This window comes from Hymenobacter sp. AT01-02 (assembly GCF_000961955.2).
Lineage (GTDB): Bacteria > Bacteroidota > Bacteroidia > Cytophagales > Hymenobacteraceae > Hymenobacter > Hymenobacter mucosus.
In genome coordinates this window covers 1-17,569 of sequence record NZ_JZIR02000084.1, presented here as the reverse complement: position 1 = coordinate 17,569, position 17,569 = coordinate 1, and the positions used below count along the sequence as shown (strand labels likewise).

The window sequence follows — 17,569 nt, the reverse complement described above, 5'->3', positions numbered from 1 at the left end:
CCCCGCTGATACGTATCAGCGGGGCTTCTTGCTAAGAGCTGCACTTTGCCTACTTAAATGCCTGAATGCCGGTAATATCGGCGCCGGTGATGAGTAGGTGAATGTCGTGGGTGCCTTCGTAAGTTACCACCGATTCCAAGTTCATCATGTGGCGCATAATGGGGTACTCGCCGGTGATACCCATGCCGCCGTGAATTTGGCGGGCTTCGCGGGCAATTTCCAAGGCAATTTCCACGGAGTTACGCTTGGCCATTGAAATCTGGGCGGAGGTAGCTTTACCCGCATTTTTGAGCATGCCCAGGCGCCACACCATCAATTGGGCCTTGGTAATTTCCGTAATCATCTCGGCCAGCTTCTTCTGCTGAAGCTGGTAGGAGGCAATTGGTTTGCCGAATTGCTCCCGCTGCAAAGAGTACTTCAGTGCCGACTCGTAGCAGTCAATGGCGGCACCTAGTGCCCCCCAAGCAATACCGTAGCGGGCCGAGTCGAGGCAGGAGAGCGGCCCTTTAAGACCGTCAATGTTGGGTAGGATATTTTCCTTGGGGATGCGTACATCCTCGAACACCAGCTCGCCAGTGGTGCTGGCGCGCAGGCTCCACTTGTTGTGAATTTCGGGCGTGGTAAAGCCTTCCATACCGCGCTCCACGATAACCCCGCGGATGCGGCCGTTATCATCCTTGGCCCATACTACTGCTACCTGGCATTCTGGCGAATTAGAAATCCAAAGCTTAGCACCGTTAAGCAGGTAGTAATCACCTTTATCCTCAATCTTGGTAATCATCCCGCCGGGGTTTGACCCGTGGTCGGGCTCGGTGAGGCCGAAGCACCCGAGCCACTCGCCAGAAGCTAGCTTAGGCAGGTACTTGCGGCGCTGCTCCTCAGAACCGTATTGGTAAATAGGGAACATCACCAGAGAGCCTTGCACCGAAGCCGTGGAGCGCATGCCCGAGTCGCCGCGCTCAATTTCCTGCATGATCAGGCCGTAGCTGATGTAGTCGAGACCTCCGCCGCCGTACTCCGTAGGAATGGTAGGGCCGAAAGCGCCTACCTCCCCAAATTTGCGCACGATGTCGGAGGGGAAGTGCGCCTGCTGAGCCCACTGCTCCACATTGGGCGAGATTTCCTTCTTCACAAAGTCGCGGATGCTTTGGCGGATAAGTTTGTGCTCCTCCGTCAGCAGGTCGTCAATGTCGTAGTAATCAGTAAAGCCGGCGGCGTTCAGGGAGCCTTTGTTTTGCTGTACCTGGGCCTTGGGCGAAAGAACGTCAGCTTGCGAAGACATAGCGGGAATATGGGTGGGTTAACTGACCAAAGATAACAAATTCGGGGCGGCGGCCCCGACCCACAACCCCACTAGCGTCGACATAAAAAACCCTGACCAGTTAAACGAACTAGTCAGGGCTTGTGGGCGTGAAGCTTGAGGGAAGAATGCCAGAACCACCCGTCAATTCCTCGCCGGCAAAAAGCTGAGAGGCAGATTCTCAGCTGAAAAATCATGCCTTCTCTACTGGCAAAGTCTATGCCGAAATATACGACCCTTCTTATATAATATTGATTGTTTCCGAGGAAAATTACCGCACTATGGAGCAACGTTACCCCCAAATTCAAACTCAACAGTGTGTAAATCAAAGCTGAACCGTAGTTTTTATACCGTGATTAGAACTTAACCCCCACCGAGGCCAGGAAATTACGCGTGGCTTGGGAGAAGTACCAGTTGAAAGTTTGCTGCCGGCCCGTGGCATCGGGGTAGCCGTAAGTGTAACCATTGGCCTCGTAGCGGCGGTTCAGTACGTTGTTCACCAGTAGGCCTAGTTCCACTTCCTTCATAAACGAGGGGTAGATGCTGTAACGGAGGCGGAAGTCGAGCACTTGGTAGGGCTTGAGGCGCCGGTCTTCGCTGGTGGAATTGTCGAGGTATTGGCGGCTGACGGTTTTGTAAAGCAGTGCCAAGCGGAGCCCTTTCAGGGGCTGGCCTTCCAGCGTGTGCGCCGATACAACCGAAGGCGAGTAGGAAATGGTAGTAGAGCGGGCTTCGGATGCTACAATAGGGGTATAATCGGCATCGTAAATTACCTCGCGGAAGCCCAAGATGCGATTACGACTCAAGGTGAGGGTGCTGCTCAAGCTAATTTTGTCATTGGCCGAAGCAAAGCCCGACAGTTCTACACCCGTGCGGTAGCTCCGGGCTACGTTCGTGCGCAGGGCCGTACCCACATCATTTAGCTGCCCGGTGGCTACCAACTGATTGCGGTAGTTCATGTAGAAATAGTTGGCCTCGACGCGCAACGCCGTGCCAGGGCCCAGCAGCGTGCTATTCGGCAACGACAACCGGTAGCCGCCCTCCAAGTCGTTCAGGCGTTCGGCCTTGGCGCTTTGGTCACCAGCGGGTCGGTCAGTGAAATCGGAGCGCACAGGCTCGCGCTGCCCTACGGCAAAGCTAGCGTACAGCTGCTGGCCCTCGCGCAGGGTGAAAGTAGCACCAGCCTTGGGGTTGAAGAAGGTGTAGCGGGCCCGCGTGGTCACATCGTTCTGGTCGTCCTCTACCCCATCAATGGTGTACTCGATGTGGCGCACCTGCACGTCGCCGTACACGCCCAGCTTCGGGAGCACCTGCCACGTCGCCCGAGCGTAGCCGTTGTAGTCGGTCTTGCGGGCGTCGTTAAAGTAGTAGCGCTGGCGGATGTTGCTATTGGAAGCATACTGCGCCCAAATCACCTCGCCATAGTGGTCGTTGGTGAAGCGGTTCCAGGCCCCGCCTACCGTAGCCTGTAGCTTGTCGTTGGCCTTGGGCTGATAGTTCAGGGCAAAAGTACCCCCGTAGAAGTAGTTATCCAGCCATTTTTGATCTACTAAGTTGGTACGCGTGAGCGTGTCGCCTCCGATAATGACGTTCTGCAGACCGTAGTCGGTGAAGCGCCGCCGGGCCCGATAGCTCTCATAGTACCCAAACCCGCGCGTAAGGTGCAAGGCGGCGCCCAGGTTCCAATCGTCGCCCAGGCCTTGGGCCAGGTGCAGTTGGTAGTGGTTTTGCTGGTAGTTATCGGTTTGGTTGTCGTAGGTGTAGTAACTGTAGCGCCGGCCTTCCTGCATGGCCCGCTCAGCATCGGCTTCACTCAATTCTCCGTTGTCGATGTACTGTTGCAACAAAGTCCGGTCGCCGGTTATAGCGGGTTCGGGTACGCCGTTCCAAGCCTGGTAGGTTTTCTCGCGGCCCGAGAAGGTGATGAACTTGAGCAGGGTATTCTTCTGCTGGTAGCCCGCCGAGAAGTAGTACGATTTGAGGTCGGAGGCGCCGCGCTTTACGTACCCATCTGACACAATGCGCGAGAGCCGCCCATCGAAGGTAAAGTACTTACCTACCAAGCCCGTACCAAATTGCACGTTGTTCTTCCAGGTATTGAAAGAGCCGTAGGTATTTTGGGTTTCGCCATAAGCCTCACGGCGGTTGTCTAGGGTGCTGATGTTGATGCTGGCCCCGAAGGCTGCGCCCCCATTTTGGCTGGTGCCTACCCCCCGCTGCACTTGCAAGCTGTTGACCGACGAAGCCAGGTCCGGCAGGTTCACCAGAAACGAGCCGTGCGATTCGGCATCGTTCAAGGGCACCCCGTTGATGGTCATGTTGATCCCCGTGTTGCTGGTACCCCGAATGCGAATATCGGTGTAGCCCACGCCCGCGCCCGCGTCGGAGTTGACCACCACGGACGGGGTCTGATCGAGCAGGTAGGGGATGTCTTGTCCGAAGTTGCGCTTGGCCAAATCTTCCTTGCTCAGGTTGGTGTAGGCCGTGGCGGTGCGCTCGTTGGCGCGGGTAGCCGTCACGAGTGCCTCGCCCGTAAGAACGCCTGCAGGCTGTAAAGCAAAGAAAATCTGCTGGGCGGCGGCTTGTCCCTGAAAGCGGCGCACTATAGGCTCGTAGCCTACAAACGTGATGCGCAACTCATGAGAACCTGGCCCAACGGCTGGTAGAATAAAAGTACCATCGGCAGTAGCCGCAATAGCTGCCCCATCGAGCAGCACGGTGGCGCCGGGCAAAGCGGTACCGGTGCGGGCATCCGTAACGGAGCCAGACACGGGACCTTGTGCCCACGCCGGACCGGACAACGCCAGTAGGGCCGCGCCGGTAGTCAGAAAACGTTTCAAAAAGAAGACTGGTAATAAGTAGAACGGACCTGGCGCCAGGGGTCGGCACCATCGGTTTTTCGCTCGCGGATCGTTTGTTCCCTTCGCCGGCATTACCCGGGCAGGTTCAATGGGTATGATCTCAGCCTTATTGCCACGTGTGGCCTGGGGCACCCCTAAAACTGCTGTAAAGGTAGGGCGCGGGCTGCCAGAATCAAATTAGGCTGGGAAGTGGGCCGTACTTGCCGTCTTCCCGCCGCGGGTATATCAGCCCCAGATACTTTCCTTTCGACTGATAATCACCTATCTTAGACTAGCACCATTTGTCGCTAATTCCCGCAGATACCCAAAACAACTCTTCCTAGCTTTCGTTATTCTATGATACCGCGCTCGGTGTAGTTTTTCTGTTGTCCTACCTTTTCTTGCCATGAATATCGTCGCATACCTTCTTGTGGTACTGGCCATTCTGGCTTATTTCCTGCTCACGCCACGCCGGCGCTTTCCTCATCCGCCTTCCCCCGACAACGACGACGAGGGTGGCGAACCCATTGACGACGGCTTACCGGACCTCGACTTGCCGCCGGGCATCTCCCGCCCCATCAACGACTGGGAACCGGACTATAGCTACCCGCGCGTGCCGATGGAAGTATAAGTGCTAGCACACACAAGCGCCCGCCCCCTGAACTTGATACGTTCACAGGGCGGCGCTTGTGTGTGCTCTATGCCGGAGTTAGACTTATAAATCTTTGGCCATGCGCATGTAGGGAATGGTGCCGCGGTAGAAGCGGTTGCCCTCCGGCTCTAAGCCAAACGCCCGGTAGAAGTTTTCGTTTTGGGCGCGCGCATCGCACCAGATGCGCTGGGCGCCCTTCTCGCGGGCTACATCTAGCACGTGGCGCAAGAGCTGAGAGCCGATACCTTGGCCCTGGCAGTCGGGGCGGGTGGCAAACTTGCGGAAGCGGGCCACATTGCCATCAATGAACAGGGAGATAACCGACACGAGCTTGGCGTTGTGGAAGGCGCCAAAGTGGTGGCCCTGGTCATCTTGGTTTAGTTTGATGTATTCAATGGACTCGTCGGGCCACAGTACTTGGTGACGGAGAGGGTACGTTTCGGCCGCAGCAATGGCGCGGATGGTAAGATCAGATGACATGCAAAAAATTACTCGACAGTGATGCTGTAAGAAGTCATGAATTGTTGGTTGGGACCCAGGCTCAGGATGCCTTCCTTATCGGCCAGTTCACCCGCGTCGGTGGTGGAGCTGGCAATGCCCTGCCAGGGCTCAATGCATACGAATGGGGAGCCGGGGCCTTTAGTCCAGAGACCCAGGAAGGGAAACCCATCGAAGCGTAGGCGCACCCCGCGACCCGAGCGTCGGCTGCGGAGCGTGATGTGATTGAAGTCGAAGTGCTTCAGAACCAAAGCATCCTGGGCAAAAAGCGGGTAGCTGAGGGGTAGGCTTGCCTGGTCTTCCAGTAGGGGTTCGGTGTGTCCGTTGAGTAAGCCTCCTTCCAGCAAATGACGCTCCGCCGTTACGGGGTGGTCGAAGGTGAAGTCATAATCCTCAAAGGATTCGTCCTCTACCAGAGGGCATCGGAAGGCCGGGTGGGCGCCAATGCTAAATAGCAACTCACCCGAGCCAGGGTTTTCCACCTCCCACCCAATGGTGAGCTGCGGCCCCGCGAGGCGGTAGCTGATACGCAGAATAAACTCAAACGGAAACCGAGCGCGGGTAGCCTCAGTGGGGCGCAGTTCAAACAGCAGTTCGGCGGGCGTTTGGCGCAGCAGCACAAACTCCTGGTCTCGGGCAAAGCCGTGCTGGCTGAGTTGGTACTGCTGGCCCTGGTAGGTGAACTGGTCCTGGGGGAGACGTCCAACGATGGGAAATAAGACGGGAGCGTGCCGGTTCCAAAAAGCGGGGTCGGCCGACCAGATGTACTCCAGATTATCGAGGTCTTTGCGGACGAAGCTAGCAAGCTCGGCGCCGTGGGTATTCACCGCCACGCGGCACTGTTCGTTTTCGAGGGTATACGTCATGCAGGGTAAGGACAGGTAGCTGGCCGCATTACGACGGAAACGGGGTCAGGGGTTTGGACCCCAGTAATGTATCGACGTGGAAACAGGCCGCATCAAGGCGCTGCCCAGGCGTGCCACTGATTTCGGCAAAGTTCGCCACCTGGTTGCGTAATTCTTGCTGGTAGAGGTGGTAAAAATACTGGCGGTGCTGCGGATGCTCGCGCAACGGGTCGGGCTCCCAGGGCAAGTCTACGTTCAGTAGCAACACCAAATGGTAGTGGTGGTGCTCTATGTGGCGCAAAATCCAGTTGGGGCAATACCCGAAGGCATGTTCCGCCCATACTTTTATCACCAGCAAATCGGTGTCACAGAACACTACCGGGCGGCCTAGGCGGCGGGCGGCCTGCTCGGCGGCAGCTTCGGCCTGCAACTGGCCCCGGGCTATTTCCTCCAAGTCGGCCAGAACGTAGCGGGGACCGCGCGCTTCCAAATACTCCCGGGCGTATTCGGGAGCCCATACGGTGTGGTAGTGCTCGGCCAGCAAACGGCTAAGCGTGGTTTTGCCCGTGGATTCGGGACCAGTGAGGGCAACGCGAAGCATCAGGCAGATGGGGTAGTGGGTGAATTATCAACCTTCCGCAGGGCTTGGCGCCACTCCCAATAACCGTAAGCTGCCAACCCTAAGTACAAGGCGTAGAGGCCACTAGTCAGCTGCAGCTCCTTATACCACAGCAGCGGCACGTAAAGTAGGTCTACCATAATCCAGAGCCACCAGTTTTCCAGGCGCTTGCGCATCATCAGAAACTGAGCGGCAATGCTGCCCGCCGTCGTAAAACTGTCGAGGTGGGGCGTAGTAGAATCGGTATGCTGTTGCAGGTAGTAGCCAAAACCCAGGGTAAACAGCGGAATGAATAGGGCGCACCCTACCCATTCCCAGCGCTGCACGTGCGTGACGCGCAGCTCCGTGCGGCGGCTTCCCCCGTACAACCACTCGTACCAGCCGTATAGGCTCAGTAAAACAAACAATACCTGCAGGTTGCGGTCGGCGTATAGCTTGGTATTGTGGTAGATGATGATGTAGAGCAGGCAGCTAAAGATGGCAACCGGAAAGTTCCACAACGACTCGCGGGCGGCCAGCCACACGCACAAAAAGCCGGTAGCCACCGCTATCTGTTCTAGGTGGGCAGGACCGACCCACTGTAGCACCGAGTCGAACGGACGCCATGCCTCGTTTAGCAATTGGCCCCAGCCCACGGCTGCTCCGCTTACTTGGGCCACCGGGGCCCATACCTCATATACGTGTAACACAACAGTAGTAAAAGCGGAGTACCCGGCAGCGCGGCTGCCACCCCGGCAACTTGGAAGGTCAAAGCTAAGGAGCTATGGGTTAATTTTACGGCCTCAGTATCTTTTCCTTGTCTTATCCACTCCCCACCATGCTCCCCGAACTCACGCCCGAAGATTTGCACGCCCGCCTACAGCGCGGCGAAGACATTCAACTCATTGATGTGCGCCAGCCCGAGGAGTATGCGTACTGCCGCATTGGGGGTAGTGAGCTGATTCCGCTGAGCGAGCTGGCTAGCCGCGCCGAGGAAATAGACCCTGAGCGCCCCGCTGTGCTCATCTGTCACCACGGGGTGCGCTCCATGCAAGCCTTGGCTTACCTTCAGCACCGCCACCAGCTCACCAACTTGCTGAACCTGCGCGGCGGCATCCACGCGTGGAGCACCCGCGTAGACCCCAACGTACCCGTATACTAGCTTTTTGGTCGTTGCCCCGCTTTCTGCTCCTGTGCTCTGCCGTCCCCACCTCACATGAAAATACTACTGGTTGAAGATGAGCCGAAGTTGGCGGCGTTTGTGAAGAAGGGCTTCGAGAATGAGGGGTACGAAATTGACCTAGCGTATGACGGCCAAATGGGCCGGGCGTTCTTCCAGCGCCAGCCCTACGACCTGGCAGTGTTGGATGTGAACTTGCCTTACATCAATGGCTTTGAGCTGTGCCGCATTATCCGCGCGGAGCAGCCCCAACTACCCGTACTCCTCCTCACCGCCCTCGACTCGCTCGATGATAAGGTGACGGGCTTCGAGGCTGGAGCCGACGACTACTTAGCTAAGCCTTTCGCCTTCAAGGAATTGCTACTCCGGGCCAGGGCCCTAACTAAGCGCGCCGCCGCCACCGAATCGGGGCGGCAAGTGCTACGCATGGCCGACCTTGAACTGAACCTGGACTCTAAAATTGTGACCCGGGCCGGGCAACGCATCGACCTGACGACCCGCGAGTACGCCTTGCTGGAACACTTGCTGCTAAACCGCGGCAAGATTATTAGCCGGGTGGATATTGCCGAGCGCGTTTGGGAGCTAGACTTCGACACCAGTACCAATGTCATTGACGTGTACGTGAGCTACCTGCGCAAAAAGTTAGACCGCGACTTTACGCCCAAGCTGATTCATACGGTGGTGGGCATGGGCTACGTGATGCGGGAAGGCTAATGCTGATTCGGAACAAGCTTACCCTGCGCTTTACCTTGCTGGTACTGGCCATTCAGGTCAGCTTCTCGGCCTTCATTTACTATTTCCACGCCACTACCCGGCGGCAGCGCTTTGAGCACCGCTTGGTAAACATGGCTACGCTGGCGGGTCGCGTGCTGGTACGCACGGGCAAGCTGGAATCGGGCAACCTGGGTAGCATCCGCCGCGGCGACTTGCTCCTAGTACCCGACGAGGAAATTAGCATCTACGGGCCCCAGGGTGAACTGCGCTACAGCAGTGACGATACCATCAACCAGCGCTACAATCTCCGTTATCTGGGCCGCTTACGCACCCAGGCCCCCGTATTTTTTACGGCCAGCAACTCCCAGGAAGCCGTGGGCCTGGTGTATTCCCACCGTGGCAAGCAGTACACCATATTCGTCTCGGCAATAGATCGGCTGGCGCGGGCTCAGCTCGACCGCCTGCGCATTCTGCTGCTGGTTGGCAATGTGGGGGCCCTGGCCCTAACTATTCTGGCCGGCTGGTATTTCGCGGGCTCGGCCCTGCACCCTGTGGCCCGTATTATGCGGCAGGCCGAGCGCATTTCGGCATCTAATCTAGGTCGTCGCTTGCACGAGGCAACCGCCGTGATGAGCTAGCTCAGCTCGCCAAGACGTTCAACGTGCTCCTATCCGAGCTGGAACAGGCCTTTGAGTCCCAGAAAAGCTTTCTGTCGCACGCCTCTCACGAGTTGCGCACCCCGCTCACTACCCTCATGGGTACTCTGGAAACGGCCCTCACCTACGACCACACGCTGGAGGAAGCTCGCCAAAGCCTAGGCGCTGGGTTGGAAGCGGCCCGCCATTTGAACGGTCTTACTAATAGCCTACTGGCTTTGGCGAAGGTAGACGGTGCCCTGCCCGCACCCGTACCGGTGCGCCTCGATGAGTGCCTCAACCAAGCCCTAGAGTACGCGCACAGCAAATACCCCGGCCGGGAGCTACGCCTGACCTTCGGCGACCTGCCGGCATCGGAAGAGGCCGATGTGTTTATGGTGCCTGGCAACGCGCAGCTCTTGACTACAGCCTTGTTCAACCTACTCGATAACGCCTGCAAGTACTCGGTGGGCGCCATTCATTCAGAGCTAGGCTACGCTGCTACCCACACGCTGCAAGTACGCATCACTGATACGGGCCGCGGCCTCACGCCCGAGGAGCTGAGTCACATTTACGAGCCCCTATACCGTGCCGCCGGAGCCGCTGGGCGTCCTGGCTACGGACTGGGCCTCCCGCTCACCCAGAAGATAGTACAGCGCCACGGGGGGCGCCTGGAGCTTACGTCGGTAGCTGGCGAGGGTACCACGGCCACGGTATGGCTGCCTGCGGTATAAGCAGTAAGTAATAAAAGCAGAAGATGCTTTCCATGCCCACGGAGGCCGGTTTTAATATCTTCTAATCTGCTTCTCATACCGTTTTAATGTCGGGGTAAGTCCTTTGGGGGGTAAACCAGCCGCCCGACGATGACCATTTCTGAGCCCCGGCCCAATAGTTTCTTGCTTTACCTCCTCACTGCAGCCGTTGTGCTGTCGGTGGGGCTGAACGCGTTTTTACTGTACCGTAGCGCCGACGAAGAAGCGCAACCAACGGCCCTTGCCGACGCAGAAGCTGAACTGCGCATGACGCAGCGCCTACTCGCCCATTGCCAAGACGACCACCAGCGCCAAGACAGTCTCCTGGTGTCGTTACGCGCGGCCTTGCCGGCAGCGGTACCGGTGGCGGGGCCCTAGTGGCTTCCTGCTTCCTTCCTTCTACTCCTCTCACCTTCCACTTCCCATGACTTCTTCTCCTATCCTGCCGCTCGCCACCGTATTGCGTCGGAGCTTGCCCGTTTTGCTTGGTACCGCCCTGCTAGCGGGCTGCTCGGCCGATGGCAAAGACCAGCCCACCGCGGAAGCCCCGCTTGAGCTGCCCGTGACTACCCTGCAACCTACCGAGCAAGAGCTATTCCACGACTACGTAGCCAACGTGCAGGCCGTGCGCAACGTGGAAGTGCGGGCCCAGGTGGCAGGCTTTCTAGAGCACATTTACGTGGATGAAGGCCGCCAAGTGAAGAAGGGACAGCCCCTGTTTCGGCTAAACGCCAGCGCCTACCAGAACAGCGTCAACCAGGCCCGCGCGGCTGTATCGGGGGCGCAGGCCCAGGCCCGCGCCGCCCGCCTGGAAATGGAGCGCGTGAAGCTGCTTGTAGATAAGAACATCATTGCCAAAACAGAGCTGGCCTTGTCGCAAACCAAGGTGAAGGATGCCGACGCCCGCGTGGCCGACGCCCAGGCCACGGAAGCCGCGGCTCGTCTCAAACTCTCTTTCACGCTGGTGCGCGCGCCCTTCGACGGCGTTATTGACCGAATTCCGCTGAAGGTAGGCAGCGTGGTAGAGGAAGGCACTTTGCTTACTACGGTTTCCGACCTGCGCTCGGTGTTTGCTTACTTCAACGTGGCTGAAGGTGAGTACCTGGAATACACCAAAGCCCGCCAGCGCCACCCGGAGCGCCACACCGATTCGGTGTCGCTGACCATGGCCGACGGCTCGCGCTACCCCCAGGCAGGCATCATTGAAACAACAGAGAGCGAGTTCAACGAAAGCACGGGCTCCTTGGCCTTCCGGGCGCGGTTTGCCAACCCGCAGCGCATGCTTAAGCACGGTGCCACTGGCCGCATCCGCCTCACCAATACCCTTCCGGAGGCGCTACTGGTACCACAGAAGGCAGTGTTCGAAATCCAGGACAAAAACTATGTGTACGTGGTGGACAGTGTCAATCAGGTGCACATGCGCAACTTCAAGCCTCAGACCCGTAGCGGTTTGTTCTACGTGGTGAAGGAGGGCCTAAAGCCCGGTGAAAGAATTGTGTATGAGGCACGGCCGGCCTGAAAAACGGTCAGCACATCCGGCCCCGCGCCGTGGCCCCAGATTCTGTGCTGGCTTCTGCCCGGTAGCCTCAGGCCCCGTCGGGCGGTGCTCACCCAGGGCCTGACAGCCCAGAGAATCTAGCTGCTCCGGCCAACTACTCCTACCCCCTCCTTTGCTCAGGAAGGGGCACCCAGCTTTCAGCAATTCCCTCCCTTCTCTATGTTCGATATATTCATTCGCCGGCCAATTCTCTCGCTGGTTATTTCAGTTTTCCTGGTCTTGCTAGGGGCGCTGGCGCTGGTCACGCTGCCCATCACGCAGTTTCCCGACATTGTGCCGCCTTCCGTAACGGTAACGGCTAAGTACACGGGCGCCAACGCCGAGGTGTGCGCCAAGGCCGTGGCTACTCCTCTGGAACGCGCCATCAACGGGGTGCCGGGTATGACCTATATGTCGTCGGTGAGTAGCAACAACGGCGTGACCCTGATTACGGTGTTCTTCGAGGTAGGCACCGACCCCGACCTAGCCGCCGTGGGCGTGCAGAACCGCGTCACCACCATCATCGACGAACTACCCGAAGAAGTAATTAAGGCGGGGGTAACGACGGAGAAGGAGGTGAACAGCATGCTGCTCTACCTCAACATCATGAGCGACGACCCCAAGGTAAACGAGAAGTTTATTTACAACTTCGCCGACATCAACGTCCTGCAAGAGCTGAAGCGCATTGACGGGGTAGCTTCGCCGAAATCATGGGCTCCCGGGAATACTCTATGCGAGTGTGGCTGAAACCGGACCGCATGGCGGCCTACCAGGTAGGAACCGACGAGGTGATTGAGGCCATCCGGGCTCAGAACGTAGAGGCGGCGCCCGGCAAATCGGGCGAAAGCTCGGGGCGGGAAGCTCAGGTGCTGCAATACGTGCTGCGCTACACTGGCAAGCTGTTCGAACCCGAGCAGTATCGCAACATTGTGGTGCGCTCCAGCGCCGATGGCTCCATTCTGCGCCTACGCGACGTGGCCGACGTAGAATTTGGCTCGCTTACCTACGGCATGTCATCGAAGATTGACGGGCGCCCCTCGGCGGCCATCATGCTCAAACAGCGTCCCGGCTCCAACGCGTCTGAGGTTATTGCGGGTGTAAAAGCGCGCATGGCCGAGCTAAAGGAAACGAGCTTCCCGCCCGGCATGACTTACAGCATTGCCTACGACGTATCACGCTTCCTCGACGCCTCCATTCACGAAGTACTGCGCACCCTGGTGGAGGCCTTCCTGCTGGTATTCGTGGTCGTGTACATCTTCCTACAAGATTTCCGCTCTACCCTTATTCCGGCGCTAGCGTGCCGGTGGCGCTGGTGGGCACCCTGTTTTTCATGCAGGTGCTGGGCTTCAGCATCAACTTGCTTACCCTGTTTGCCTTGGTGCTGGCTATTGGTATTGTGGTCGATAACGCCATTGTGGTAGTGGAAGCCGTGCACGCCAAAATGCAGGAAAAGCACCTGCCAGCGCGGGCCGCCACCTTCGAGGCCATGCACGAAATCAGCTCCTCCCTCATTGCCATCACCTTGGTAATGTCGGCGGTATTTATTCCGGTTTCCTTCATGGATGGGCCCGTGGGCGTGTTCTACCGGCAGTTTTCGCTCACGTTGGCCATTGCCATTGTGATTTCCGGCGTGAATGCAGTGACCCTCACACCCGCCCTGTGTGCGCTCATGCTTAAGCATACGCCGCAAGCCGAGGGCGAAGAGCCTAAAGGTGTCATGGGCCGCTTTTTTGCGGGCTTCAACCGTCGCTACGAGGCTGTAGCGGGCCGCTACCAAGGCCTGCTACGGAGCGTGGCAGGCCGCCGCGTGGTTACGCTGGCCGCCCTACTGCTGTTCTTCGGGGCTACCTGGGGCCTGACGCGCATCCTGCCGTCGGGCTTTATCCCCACGGAAGACCAGGGCATGATTTACGTGAACGTGACCACGCCCGCCGGTGCCACCGTGGAACGCACCGAGCAGGTATTGTCCCAGGTGCAGCGCATTGCTCAGAAGCTGGGCCCGGTAGAGTCCGTATCGACGCTGGCTGGGTACAGCCTCGTGAATGAGGTGGCGGGCTCTAGCTACGGCATGGGCATGATCAACCTCAAGCCCTGGGATGAGCGGAAGCAGTCGGTGCAGGACATGATTGCGGAACTGGAAGAGAAAACCAAAGGCATCAGCGACGCAAGTATTCAGTTCCTGCCGCCGCCCACGGTGCCGGGCTTCGGTAACTCCAGCGGCTTCGAGTTGCGCCTACTCGACAAAACCGGCAGCGGCGACTTGCAGAAGACGGCCGCCGTAGCCCAAACCTTTCTTACAGCCCTCAACAAGGAAGGCGCTATCAACGGCGCATTCACTGGCTTCGACCCCAACTTCCCCCAGTACCTGATCCACGTGGACCAGGACATGGCGGCCAAGAAAGGTGTGACCATTGACCGGGCCATGAGCACTCTGCAAACGCTAATGGGCTCTTACTACGCCTCCAACTTCATTCGCTTCGGGCAGATGTACAAGGTAATGGTGCAGGCCTCGCCCGAGTACCGCGGCCGCCCCGAGGATGTCTTGGCCTTGCACGTGAAAAACGACCGGGGCGAGATGGTACCCTTCTCCACCTTCGTGCGTCTGGAGCGGGTGTTCGGTCCCGATCAGCTCACGCGCTACAACATGTATACCTCAGCCATGGTGAACGGCGACGCCGCACCCGGTTTCTCGTCGGGTGATGCCATTGGAGCTATTGAGAAGGTAGCGGCCAAGGAGCTACCCCGCGGCTACGATTACGAGTGGAGTGGCATGACGCGGGAGCAAATATTGAGCGGCGACCAGGCGCTCTACGTGTTCGGCATCGTGCTCATCTTCGTGTACTTGCTGCTAGCGGCGCAGTACGAAAGCCTGCTGCTACCGCTCCCAGTGCTGCTAAGCCTGCCCACCGGTGTATTTGGGGCCTTCCTGAGCTTGAAGCTGCTGGGCCTGGAAAACAACATCTACGCCCAGGTAGCACTAGTAATGCTAATTGGCCTGCTGGGTAAGAATGCCATTCTCGTTATTGAGTTTGCCGAGCAGCGCCGCCGAGCCGGGGCATCGGTTATGGATGCGGCCGTGGAAGGCGCCGTGTCACGCTTGCGGCCTATTCTGATGACCTCGTTTGCCTTTATTGCGGGCCTAGTGCCGCTGGTAATTGCGAGCGGCGCCGGAGCCCTGGGAAACCGCTCCATTGGTACGGCGGCGGCAGGCGGCATGCTCTTGGGCACGTTGTTCGGCATGGTCCTGATTCCGGGACTGTACGTGCTGTTTGCCAGCCTGGAAAAGCCTAAGAATTTGGATGCCGATGCGGAGGATGCGGAAACCACGCCGCCCGTCCTGCACCAGCCTCACCATCTCGGCGCGGCCGTACCCGCCGGCGAACCTGTTCATTTTACCAAATAACTATGCGCCTGACCTCCCGTTTTCTGACTGGCCTGCTCAGCGTGGTAGCCCTTGTCAGCGGCTGCCAGGTGACGGCCCCGCGCGAGCTGCCCCCAGTGGTAGCCACGCCCACCGTGTACGCCGGCAACCCCACCACTCCGGACACTGCCAGCATCTCCGACTTACCCTGGCAAACTTTTTTTGCCGATTCGGCCTCGTGGGGATTATTGATACGGCCCTGGCTCAAAATCTAGACCTGCGCATGGCTCTGCAACGCGTGGAGCAGGCCCGGGCCAACTGGCTGGAGCGGCGCGCTCCGCTGCTGCCGACGGTAAACGGGGTAGCCGCCGCCGGCCTCGACCACTACGGCGACTATACCCTCAACGGGTGGGTAACTTCGACACCAACCTCTCCCAGAATATTGAAGGCCAGCGTCGTATTCCTACTACCCTCACCCCCGACTACTTCCTGGGCCTGCGGGCTTCCTGGGAGCTAGACCTCTGGGGCAAGCTGCGCAGTCGCCGCAAGGCCGCGTATCTGCGGTTGCTGGCTTCGGTGGAAGGCCGCAACTTGGTGGTGACTTCGTTGGTAGCGGAAGTTGCCCGCGGCTACTACGAGTTGCTGACGCTTGACAACCAGCTGGCTTCCCTGGAGCGCAATGCCACCCTGCAACAACGCGGCCTAGATATTATGCGCGTGCAGAAGCAAGCTGGGCGGGCCACTGAGTTGGCCGTGCAGCAGTTTGCCGCCCAGCTATTGCGCACTCGCAGCCTGGGGTTTGAAGTGCGGCAGCGCATCACGGAAACCGAAAACCAACTAAACCAACTATTGGGCCGCTACCCCCGCCGCATTGCGCGGGGCCGCGCCTTGGCCCAGCAGGAACTTCCTACGCGCCTAGTGGCCGGTTTGCCTTCTCACCTGCTCCTGCGCCGCCCCGACGTACGCCAGGCGGAGTTGGAACTGACGGCGGCCCACGCCGACGTGGACGCGGCCCGCGCGGCCTTCCTGCCTTCCCTTACGCTCACCCCCTACCTTGGCTTCAACGCTTTCCGTACCGCAGCCCTACTAAACCCAGCTTCTCTGCCTACGGCGCATTGGCCGGCCTTTCGGCCCCGGTGTTCAACCGCCGTCAGCTCAAGGCCGATTATGGCCGGTCGGTGGCCGTGAACCTAGAGGCATATTATGGCTACCAAAAAGCGATTCAAACGGGCTTCCGCGAAGTATCCACCAATTTGCGCGGCTTAGAAAACTACCGGCAGGTAGCAGCCCTGCGCCAGCAGGAAGTAGAAACCCTGACTAAAGCCATTGCTACCGCCACCGACCTACAAGTAGCGGGCTACGCTACCTACTTGGAGGTTATCACCGCCCAGCGTAGTGCCCTGGAGGCCGAACTGAGCTTAGCCGAAGTGCGCCGCACTCAGTTTCTGCAAGCCATTGACCTCTACCGTGCTTTGGGCGGCGGCTGGGCCGCTACTGCAGTTCCAGCCGGCCGATAAAACACTCCCTACTTCAAAACCCGGCCCAGCGTGCCGCATGTATTGCGGTAGGCTGAGCTGGGTTTTGAGCTTTCCGCCGCCCCAGCTCAGCCTACCCTACCGCGTCCAAAGCTTCCAAGTGACATCTTTGCACCATGATGTCCTTCAACCTGCCCGACCTACCCATTCGTGACGCGCTGCCAGAACTACTCCAGACACTAGCAGCTTCTAATGTGGCCGTGCTCCAAGCTCCGCCCGGGGCGGGTAAGACCACCCTAGTGCCGCTCGCTTTGCTGGAGGCCGCCTGGCGCGAAGATGGGCGCATTCTAGTGCTGGAACCCCGCCGACTAGCGGCCCGGGCCGCAGCTACGCGCATGGCCCAGTTGCTGGGCGAGCCAGTGGGGCAGACGGTAGGCTACCGCATGCGCCTGGAAAGCAAGGTGTCGGACAAAACGCGGATTGAGGTAGTAACAGAGGTGATCCTGACCCGGCAACTCCAGGACGACCCGGCTCTGGAAGGGGTAGCGGCCGTGCTGTTCGATGAATTTCATGAGCGAAGCTTGCAGGCTGATCTGGGCCTGGCCCTGGCCCTGGATGCTCAGAGCGTGCTCCGGCCCGACTTACGCATTCTGGTGATGTCGGCCACGCTGGATGCTGATCGCCTGGGGGTGTGGCTGGGGGCGCCCGTAGTGCGCAGCCTAGGGCGCATGTTTCCAGTAGAAACCCATTATCTCACGCCACAGCGGGCCGCTACTGTGTCGCGCCGCCCGCACGAGAAGCTACAGGACCTTACGCCCCTCATCATCCGCGAAGCGCTGGCTCAGCATTCGACTGGCGACGTATTGGTATTTCTGCCTGGCCTGGCTGACCAGCGTCGTGTGGCCGAGCGCTTGGCGTCGTTGCCAGATCATATCGACATCCATACCCTCCACGGAGAGCTACCCGCCGAGCAACAAGACGCGGCCCTGCGCCCCGCCCCCCAAGGCCGACGCAAAGTGGTGCTAGCAACCAGCATAGCCGAAACCAGCCTGACCATTGAGGGCGTTACAATTGTAGTAGATGGCGGGTACGCCCGCGTGCCCCGCTTTGAGCCCCGCACTGGCCTAACAACTCTGGGCACGGAGCCTGTCAGCCAAGCCGCCGCCGACCAGCGCCGGGGCC

Annotated in this window: 18 protein-coding genes, 1 pseudogene and 1 riboswitch; of the genes and pseudogenes, 13 read left to right on the top strand and 6 right to left on the bottom strand. The window is 59.0% G+C overall.

Going from position 1 to position 17,569, the window contains the following annotated elements; genetic code table 11:
• Nucleotides 1-49: 49 nt before the first annotated feature.
• Together VI25_RS19360 and VI25_RS19355 are read right to left on the bottom strand one after the other, a co-directional pair.
• Entirely contained in the window at nt 50-1,282 is a 1,233-nt protein-coding gene (locus tag VI25_RS19360) for an acyl-CoA dehydrogenase family protein (protein WP_082455703.1), read from the bottom strand.
• 374 nt (nt 1,283-1,656) lie between these two features.
• Nucleotides 1,657-4,140: a TonB-dependent receptor gene (locus VI25_RS19355; protein WP_045690401.1), complete on the bottom strand. Its 2,484-nt coding sequence runs from the start codon at nt 4,138-4,140 to the stop codon at nt 1,657-1,659.
• Nucleotides 4,141-4,200: 60 nt separating this feature from the next.
• Nucleotides 4,201-4,307, bottom strand: a riboswitch (TPP riboswitch).
• A 239-nt stretch (nt 4,308-4,546) separates the two neighbouring features.
• Here VI25_RS19355 and VI25_RS19350 point away from each other — a divergent pair.
• Nucleotides 4,547-4,771: a hypothetical protein gene (locus tag VI25_RS19350; protein ID WP_045690400.1), complete on the top strand. Its 225-nt coding sequence runs from the start codon at nt 4,547-4,549 to the stop codon at nt 4,769-4,771.
• An 84-nt stretch (nt 4,772-4,855) separates the two neighbouring features.
• Here VI25_RS19350 and VI25_RS19345 read toward each other — a convergent pair whose 3' ends face one another.
• The 4 genes from VI25_RS19345 to pnuC are packed head-to-tail and all read right to left on the bottom strand — an operon-like array spanning nt 4,856 to nt 7,443.
• On the bottom strand, nt 4,856-5,272 hold the full coding sequence (locus VI25_RS19345) for a GNAT family N-acetyltransferase (RefSeq protein ID WP_045690399.1): 417 nt from the start codon (nt 5,270-5,272) through the stop codon (nt 4,856-4,858).
• Between the two features lie 8 nt (nt 5,273-5,280).
• A complete protein-coding gene (locus VI25_RS19340) occupies nt 5,281-6,156 on the bottom strand; it encodes an aldose 1-epimerase family protein (RefSeq protein WP_045690398.1) in 876 nt (291 codons plus the stop codon).
• Between the two features lie 28 nt (nt 6,157-6,184).
• A complete protein-coding gene (locus VI25_RS19335; protein WP_045690397.1) occupies nt 6,185-6,736 on the bottom strand; it encodes an AAA family ATPase in 552 nt (183 codons plus the stop codon).
• A complete protein-coding gene (gene pnuC / locus VI25_RS19330; protein WP_052695646.1) occupies nt 6,736-7,443 on the bottom strand; it encodes a nicotinamide riboside transporter PnuC in 708 nt (235 codons plus the stop codon). The genes VI25_RS19335 and pnuC overlap by 1 nt, the downstream gene beginning before the upstream one ends.
• 128 nt (nt 7,444-7,571) lie before the next feature.
• On the opposite strand from pnuC, the gene VI25_RS19325 reads away from it, so the two are divergent.
• The 12 genes and pseudogenes from VI25_RS19325 to VI25_RS19285 form a co-directional block, all read left to right on the top strand.
• A complete protein-coding gene (locus VI25_RS19325) occupies nt 7,572-7,895 on the top strand; it encodes a rhodanese-like domain-containing protein (protein ID WP_045690396.1) in 324 nt (107 codons plus the stop codon).
• A 54-nt stretch (nt 7,896-7,949) separates the two neighbouring features.
• The gene (locus VI25_RS19320; protein ID WP_045690395.1) at nt 7,950-8,627 is read left to right on the top strand and encodes a response regulator transcription factor; all 678 of its coding nucleotides are present in this window, start codon (nt 7,950-7,952) and stop codon (nt 8,625-8,627) included.
• Nucleotides 8,627-9,265: a hypothetical protein gene (locus tag VI25_RS24275; RefSeq protein WP_052695644.1), complete on the top strand. Its 639-nt coding sequence runs from the start codon at nt 8,627-8,629 to the stop codon at nt 9,263-9,265. The genes VI25_RS19320 and VI25_RS24275 overlap by 1 nt, the downstream gene beginning before the upstream one ends.
• Nucleotides 9,266-9,288: 23 nt before the next feature.
• Nucleotides 9,289-9,996 carry a sensor histidine kinase gene (locus VI25_RS24270; RefSeq protein WP_052695641.1) on the top strand — a complete coding sequence of 236 codons (708 nt, stop codon included), beginning with the start codon at nt 9,289-9,291 and terminating at the stop codon, nt 9,994-9,996.
• Between the two features lie 129 nt (nt 9,997-10,125).
• A complete protein-coding gene (locus VI25_RS19305; RefSeq protein WP_045690394.1) occupies nt 10,126-10,392 on the top strand; it encodes a hypothetical protein in 267 nt (88 codons plus the stop codon).
• Nucleotides 10,393-10,438: 46 nt separating this feature from the next.
• Entirely contained in the window at nt 10,439-11,533 is a 1,095-nt protein-coding gene (locus VI25_RS19300; RefSeq protein ID WP_316934379.1) for an efflux RND transporter periplasmic adaptor subunit, read from the top strand.
• A gap of 198 nt (nt 11,534-11,731) precedes the next feature.
• Nucleotides 11,732-14,954 (top strand): annotated as a pseudogene (locus VI25_RS19295) (efflux RND transporter permease subunit).
• A gap of 2 nt (nt 14,955-14,956) precedes the next feature.
• Nucleotides 14,957-15,187, top strand: coding sequence for a hypothetical protein (locus VI25_RS28665; protein ID WP_316934378.1), 231 nt, complete (start codon nt 14,957-14,959; stop codon nt 15,185-15,187).
• Complete coding sequence (locus VI25_RS28660; protein WP_316934377.1) at nt 15,151-15,429, top strand: TolC family protein; 279 nt, start codon at nt 15,151-15,153, stop codon at nt 15,427-15,429. Before VI25_RS28665 ends, VI25_RS28660 begins: the two co-directional genes overlap by 37 nt.
• Nucleotides 15,321-16,100 carry a TolC family protein gene (locus VI25_RS28655; protein ID WP_316934376.1) on the top strand — a complete coding sequence of 260 codons (780 nt, stop codon included), beginning with the start codon at nt 15,321-15,323 and terminating at the stop codon, nt 16,098-16,100. The genes VI25_RS28660 and VI25_RS28655 overlap by 109 nt, the downstream gene beginning before the upstream one ends.
• Complete coding sequence (locus VI25_RS28650) at nt 16,049-16,429, top strand: TolC family protein (protein ID WP_316934375.1); 381 nt, start codon at nt 16,049-16,051, stop codon at nt 16,427-16,429. The genes VI25_RS28655 and VI25_RS28650 overlap by 52 nt, the downstream gene beginning before the upstream one ends.
• A gap of 134 nt (nt 16,430-16,563) precedes the next feature.
• Nucleotides 16,564-17,569 (top strand): DEAD/DEAH box helicase (locus VI25_RS19285; RefSeq protein ID WP_236705141.1); only part of this gene is annotated, 1,006 nt, incomplete at its 3' end.

What these genes read in the sequence shown, in the direction of transcription:
- VI25_RS19360 (WP_082455703.1), bottom strand. Translation starts at nt 1,282, where the DNA reads ATGTCTTCGCAAGCTGACGTTCTTTCGCCCAAGGCCCAGGTACAGCAA.
- VI25_RS19350 (WP_045690400.1), top strand. Translation starts at nt 4,547, where the DNA reads ATGAATATCGTCGCATACCTTCTTGTGGTACTGGCCATTCTGGCTTAT.
- VI25_RS19345 (WP_045690399.1), bottom strand. Translation starts at nt 5,272, where the DNA reads ATGTCATCTGATCTTACCATCCGCGCCATTGCTGCGGCCGAAACGTAC.
- VI25_RS19340 (WP_045690398.1), bottom strand. Translation starts at nt 6,156, where the DNA reads ATGACGTATACCCTCGAAAACGAACAGTGCCGCGTGGCGGTGAATACC.
- VI25_RS19335 (WP_045690397.1), bottom strand. Translation starts at nt 6,736, where the DNA reads ATGCTTCGCGTTGCCCTCACTGGTCCCGAATCCACGGGCAAAACCACG.
- VI25_RS19325 (WP_045690396.1), top strand. Translation starts at nt 7,572, where the DNA reads ATGCTCCCCGAACTCACGCCCGAAGATTTGCACGCCCGCCTACAGCGC.
- VI25_RS19320 (WP_045690395.1), top strand. Translation starts at nt 7,950, where the DNA reads ATGAAAATACTACTGGTTGAAGATGAGCCGAAGTTGGCGGCGTTTGTG.
- VI25_RS24275 (WP_052695644.1), top strand. Translation starts at nt 8,627, where the DNA reads ATGCTGATTCGGAACAAGCTTACCCTGCGCTTTACCTTGCTGGTACTG.
- VI25_RS19305 (WP_045690394.1), top strand. Translation starts at nt 10,126, where the DNA reads ATGACCATTTCTGAGCCCCGGCCCAATAGTTTCTTGCTTTACCTCCTC.
- VI25_RS19300 (WP_316934379.1), top strand. Translation starts at nt 10,439, where the DNA reads ATGACTTCTTCTCCTATCCTGCCGCTCGCCACCGTATTGCGTCGGAGC.
- VI25_RS28665 (WP_316934378.1), top strand. Translation starts at nt 14,957, where the DNA reads ATGCGCCTGACCTCCCGTTTTCTGACTGGCCTGCTCAGCGTGGTAGCC.